1 protein-coding gene is annotated in these 549 nt (G+C 60.7%); it reads left to right on the forward strand.

From position 1 onward, the window contains the following. On the forward strand, positions 1-279 hold a 279-nt coding region (locus tag RCCGE510_RS32825), incomplete at its 5' end, for a hypothetical protein (protein ID WP_007638137.1). Positions 280-549 lie beyond the last annotated feature (270 nt).

The following is a 549-nucleotide window of genomic DNA, read 5'->3' on the forward strand; positions in this document are numbered from 1 at the left end:
CTCAGTGGAGGCATCCAGAAATGGTCGATCGAACGATATACCCGCTTGCTCGACGTTGAAGATACGCCGCCTGTGGGGCTTTACCGGATAGTCACCGATGAGGGTGACGGCCGGACCTGGCTTGCGACACCGGACTATCGGCGGGTCGCTGCCTTCAAGAAGCCCGCGACGGACCCGAAGCCCAGCCTCTTTTCGGGGCGACTGCTGGGAGCCAAGCCGTTGGTGAAGACCTTGCGGGTCGGACGCGGGAAGCTGCGCTGGCCGCGCGCCGATGCCTAGATGGAAGGGAGATGGGAAGCGACGAAATCGACGCGTCGGGACTGAACTACATTTCACGTAGATCAACAAGAGCGCGAAATAGATGAGCCCGACTACGGCAATGACTAACCGGAGGAGAAGCTTAACGGAGCAACGCACATGCCGGTCTATTTCATAGGCGAGGATGAGAACGGGTGCTCGCCGATAAAGGTCGGCGTCGCCAGGGACATCGGCCGCCGAAGAAGCGCCTTGCAGACCGGCAATCCGCTCAAACTTCGGCTCCTCGGCTGG

It is taken from the genome of Rhizobium sp. CCGE 510 (assembly GCF_000292525.1).
In the GTDB taxonomy this organism is placed as follows: domain Bacteria; phylum Pseudomonadota; class Alphaproteobacteria; order Rhizobiales; family Rhizobiaceae; genus Rhizobium.